Here is a 5,439-nt window from a genome sequence, read left to right as displayed (position 1 = left end):
TTCTTCCCTCTTTGTACATTCTCTCGTCTTTTTTTCCCGCTATCACTTTACGGTAAAGTACTTCTGAAGACGGCGGTTTGGTTTCTCAGGAACTGTCAAATCAAGTCTTCCCCGTTCTATGAGGGGATCAAGCCTTTTACGGACAGTTCTCTTGTCTTTGCATCCCAGGCAGGCTGCTATCTCCATGGCGCTTTTGGGCTCGATGCAAAACCGTAATATCTTATCCTCGTCCGTCAATTGTTCGGACGTGCTTACAGACGTATTATCTACGGTGACTGGTGCATTTTGGCCGGTGACTGGTACATTGACTGGTGCATTTTGGCCGGTGACTAGTACATTGACTGGTGCATCATGATTGGGAACTGGTACGTTGCCTGGAGCATTCTCATTTATATCTAAACGATGATAAGGAATGGTCACTTTGATGTTGTTTTCTCTGAAACTGAAGGCTTCCTTGCCATAAACATTAGATATAGCCGGAATCCCGCGTCCGGTCTGCTCACTTATATGCACTTGTAAAAATATTTTTGCCAGCTTTTCATTAACAGGCACAGACTCTCCGGCAAAAAAACCGTCTCTGGTCTGCTTTGGCGGCAAAGCCCCTCTTGATAAAATTTCAATGCGGTCATGAAAAGCGGTAAAAGAAGGCGCTCCGAAAAGCCAGTTGTTGTGGACGCAGGCATTAATCGCAGCTTCGCGAAAGGCTTTTTGATTAAAAAGGGGAACCTCTTTTCTTTCGACGATTCTGTTACGTTCATCTGCCTGCGGTACATTTATGAGCTCGCCATAACGGAGAATCTCTTCCAGAGAATAAAGCAGGCAATCATTGCCGAATTCCCGCACCGCATACATGGGAGATGCCTTGGTGGTACCGGTAAATGAGGCGAATCTGATGGGAATCTGGCTGTCGTCAGAGAGGAGCTGCGCCAGCATGTTGTACTTCCCATCTGGTGTCAGCAGATCTAAGTTTTTCTTAAATGTTTTCTTGCTTAAGGGAATACCTTTGGCGCCATAGTAAGCAAACAGCTTTTGAAAATTGAGATCCTGGTTGTCAGCTGCTGTATTCTCAATGGTAGGAATATCCCCCCGAAGAGCCATGAAGAGCTGAGCTTCCCGTTTCGGATAATCCAGCAAATTAACCTTGCTGGAACCAACACGATAGTAGCGATTTCTGTCAAATGATACCGGAACATCCTTAGCAGCGGGAATAATCAAAGCTACTACACGTTTTCCATGAAATGTTATTTCCTGAAATTGAAAACACAGGTCAGGCTTTAGCTGCCTCGCGAGGTAATGCTCCAGGGGTTCATTCTTCACATCTCGGTGAAAATCGAAAGAGGTTCCCACAATGGTGTGAGAAGAGTTCTCGATGCCCCATATAAAATAGGCATAGTCCTGCCCCGCCATGGCCGCGGCATTTGACATGCCTGATATATATTCCCCGAGGGCATGAGGTTCAAACCAGTTTTCCTTGAATTCAAACCAGTCCTCCTCATATTCACAGGAAATGAGTTTTTCGAGAACGGGTTCAAGAGCTGTTAACTTATGCATTTACCGGACACCATTGAAAACTTACGTAAAACCGGGGGTATCAGAGCTGGCTGCGGAAAAACTGGCATTTGATTTTCCTTGCCTGATGGGACAGGAGTTGCAGTTATCCACAAAGGCTAAAATATCTGTGGATAACTGCGGTCTAAATCCTATTCATAGATTTTTACGTAGGAGGTATCGCGGATCTCCCGCTGCCACCGCTCGCTTTCTTCGGCAATTGTCCGGTTAAAGAGTATTTCTCTGGCCTTTACCTTATAGGCCTCCAGGGAATCCCGGTCGACCTTTCTGCCCACAAGCTCCGCAAGATGCCAGCCGAAGCTGCTTTTGAAGGGCTTGCTTATTTCCCCGGGTTTAAGAGCTGCGATAGCGTCCCGGAAGGCGGGATCAAACACCTCCGGGTTCATCCAGTCCATAAGTCCGCCATTAAAGGAGTTTGAATAATCCTCGGAATTGCTGCGGGCCACATCGTCAAAGCTTTTGTCGCCGTTTACGATGGATGCTCTCAGGGCGGCCAGCTTGGCTTCGGCGGCCTTATCGTCAAAGATAATGCTGGTTCTCAGGAGAATGTGCTTGACCTTGACCTGCTCCACTGGCTCCGGGGTCATGCCGCCCATATCGTAGATTTTGATGATGCTGAGCCCCTGATCAGTGCGGACAGGGCCTACAATATCGCCTTTTTTATGTTCCCTGACGGCATCGGCAATGTGGGGCGGCAGCTGACTTTCCGGAATTGTGCCCAGATCTCCGCCGTTTACGCCGGTAGGCGCATCGGAAAACCGCGCGGCCACATTGGCAAATACCTTGCCTCGGGCCAGTTCATCCTTGATCTGCTTTACCTTGCGGTTTGCGGCATCAGTCTGGGCGGGAGTGGCATCGGGATCCAGCTTGATAAAGATAAGGCCGAGATGATAGGATTTCATGGCTGCGGCATTGTCCTTGAGCATGAGGGCCAGCTGTTCCACCTCCTGATCGGAAATGTTGATTCTGCTTCTGACCTGGTTTCTGGTAACCTCGCCGATAATAATATTTTCCTTGACCTCGTTACGATACTCCGCTTCGGAAAACCCTTCCCTTGCCGCCTGAGCCAGCATGGCGGGAACCGTGGTATGGTTCAGGGCAGCCATGTGGCTGATGGCCCGATCAATATCGGAGTCAGTCATGGTAATGCCGTTCTGTTCGGCGAGCTGCATGATAAGGCTGTTAACGATAAGCCTTTCCAGAGCGCTCTTTCTGACCACGTCCTCCGGAGGAATTTCCTGTCCTGTTTTCTGGAAGTTCCTTTTCAGATTGACAACGGCCTTTGCGAGTTCGCTTTCCAGAATAATGTCATTGTTTGCCACTGCTACGGTTCTGTCCACCGGCATGACGCCGGCCGCATATGCCGAGCCGGAAGCGAGAGTTCCCAGGACAATGGCAGCGGCTAATAATTTCTTCATCTTCAGCATGGTAATACCTATTTGCTCAGATTCACCGTATCGTTGTACGGCAGAAGTTTGGTTTCAGCGGTAAAGGAGGTATCGGCTCCGACATTGGCCAGTCCCTTGAGTTCGAAGAACATGCCGAACTTGGTTTCATTGCGGGACGTCAGGGTATAGTTATTCGGTTTGTTGTACCTTTCTGCCTGAACGCCCAGAGAGTAGCAGCAGGAGTCATACTTTACGGCAAGCTTGGAATCGATGTTCTTTTTCTGGTACAGGTCATAATACATGACGCCGATGGCGTGCCAGTCCCGGCCCAGAGGAACTTGCACGGATCCCCCCAGCTGCCGGAGATCGATAATTTCGCTTTTCATAGTCTGGTTGCCGTCTCTCTTATAACGGTAGTTGATCTGGCCGCGGAAGTCTTCGTATTCTCCGTTAATAAGAGCGCTCCAGCTGGCGAGTTCGGAATCTTCGGTGTTGTAAACCAGATCTCCGTGAGCGGAAAGTCCTTTGATGGGACTGAGATTGAGCGCGGTGGAAATGGGAGTGCGGGGATAATAGTTGCTGTCCTCAAGACTGAGGAGCTTTACCCGCTGGGTGGTAAAGTCGTACCCCTGCCCGATCTGAAAACGCAGAATCTCCCGGTAGTCCTCATCGAATATGCGGTGGGTGAGACCGTAGCTGATGCGGTTGGCATCGGAAATTCGGTCAAAACCAGAATACCGGCGGTAGCTGAACAGGGATTCAAAGTCGTACAGCCGATCCAGAGTGTCATAAAGGCCGATGGCGTCCTGATTCTTGTAGGGGATGTACATGTACTGGATTTCCGGCTCCAGGGTCAGGGTTTTGCCGCTTTCCAGGGTATTGGTAAAGGTAACCTTGCCCTTGATCTCCGAAAGGTTCAGGAATCTGTCCACGGTGGGCCTGAGATCGTCAACGGTCAGATACTGTATCAAAAAGTTGGTATACCCGGAACGGGGGATGTTCTGGTCATAATGGGTGTAAAAGAGCTTTTCCCGGAAGGTGAGACTGATGCCCTTGCGGTCAATAAGCGGAATCAAAATCTCCGGCTCGAGGTGGATTCTCTGGGCGTAATAGCTGCCGCTGCGGTAATGGCGATCCACTCTGAAGTTGGAATAGGTCATGCCCAGCTTGTAGCTTAACCATGAGTATACGGTGTCATGATAGCCCAGCTTCACTTCCGGTTCGATTTTAAACGGCTGAAATAACAGCTGAGAATCAGGCTGGAGGAGCTGATACCGGAGCCGGCGCACCGAGGCATCGAAGTTATGCAGATTGACAAAGCCTTTGACCTCTTGAGTCAGCTGATTGTCAATAGTGGTAACCGAATTGGGGTCAAAATCATCTATGTAGTTAAAGTCCCCGCTGCGGAGCTGGGTGTAATCAGCCTCAATGCCGTAATTTTTGTTATCCCAGTGGCTTTTATGATTCAGAGTATACAGCCAGCGCTCATGAAATTTGTCGGTTTCATCCTTGTCTGGCCGCTTTCTGTCATGATGGATGTACTGTCCCATCATGGTGCCCTGAGTGCCCTGGAAGGGGAGGTAGCGGAATTCGCTTTCCATAAGAAGTCCCCGCCGTCCGATAAGGGTGGGGGTGATGGTCATGTCATAGTTGGGAGCGATATTCCAGTAAACCGGGGCTTTAAGGAGGATGCCATCAGAAGATGACCAGCCGATAACCGGGTACAGGAGACCGGACTTTCTTTGGTTCTTTACCGGAAAATTCAGGTAAGGAAGGTAAAAAACCGGGACATCGTGAAACCAGAACAAAGTATTGTAGGCTTCGCCGAAAACCTCGTTCTTGTCCATCTGGATTTCGGTGGAGCTGATTTTCCAGGTTTCGTTGTCCGTAGGGCAGGTGGTGATGTAGGCATTCCTTAATGAAACGCGGTTTGCCTGATCGGTAATTACCGCTTCATCGGCATAGCCTCTTACCAGAGTGCCGTTGAGGCGGTAGGTGGCTTTGTCCAGACGGGTATCATTGGTTTTAAGGTTGGTGGTAAGTGTGGTGTCGCTCTTTACGGTAACCTCGCCGTCCTGGTAAAAAATGTTACCGGTGGCTTTGATATCCTGGGTCTCATGGTTGAAGGAGGTTTTTTCGGCTTTAAGGGTTTTCTGGCCCTGGACGATTTCCACATTGCCGGAATAGTTGACGCTTTGTCTCAGGTCGGCCTGGGCATGATCCGCGGTGATGGAGACCTGAGTCTGGTTGGGATCCTGATTCTTGGCGTTTTTGACGTACGGGGGAATATCGGCAAGGCAGCGGGCATCGTAGACGTTCTGGGTACTGAACAGATCCTTTGTTCCTGCGAGAGTCTGCGCAGGGAGGAGCGCAGCGGAGACAATAACTCCCAGACTCAGGATGCCTGTTTTGTGGTGAGGGTGCATATTACCGGTACTCTTTTACTTCCAAGGTTGCGTCGCAGGTCTCTATTATAGAGTAA

Annotated in this window: 3 protein-coding genes; all 3 read right to left on the bottom strand. The window is 49.7% G+C overall.

The genetic code is table 11. The features are described 5' to 3' along the window. Window positions 1-42: 42 nt before the first annotated feature. On the bottom strand, window positions 43-1,551 hold the full coding sequence (locus tag ACJROR_RS05885; RefSeq protein ID WP_406546273.1) for an RNA-binding domain-containing protein: 1,509 nt from the start codon (window positions 1,549-1,551) through the stop codon (window positions 43-45). Window positions 1,552-1,700: 149 nt separating this feature from the next. After that, a complete protein-coding gene (locus ACJROR_RS05880) occupies window positions 1,701-2,996 on the bottom strand; it encodes a peptidylprolyl isomerase (RefSeq protein WP_406546272.1) in 1,296 nt (431 codons plus the stop codon). Window positions 2,997-3,004: 8 nt separating this feature from the next. Continuing rightward, window positions 3,005-5,383, bottom strand: coding sequence for an LPS-assembly protein LptD (locus ACJROR_RS05875; RefSeq protein ID WP_406546271.1), 2,379 nt, complete (start codon window positions 5,381-5,383; stop codon window positions 3,005-3,007). Between the last annotated feature and the right edge of the window lie 56 nt (window positions 5,384-5,439).

The sequence above is a fragment of the Succinimonas sp. genome, assembly GCF_045225735.1.
Lineage (GTDB): Bacteria > Pseudomonadota > Gammaproteobacteria > Enterobacterales > Succinivibrionaceae > Succinimonas.
The sequence above is the reverse complement of the archived record's forward strand: the minus strand, read 5'-3'. Positions and strand labels throughout refer to the sequence as shown.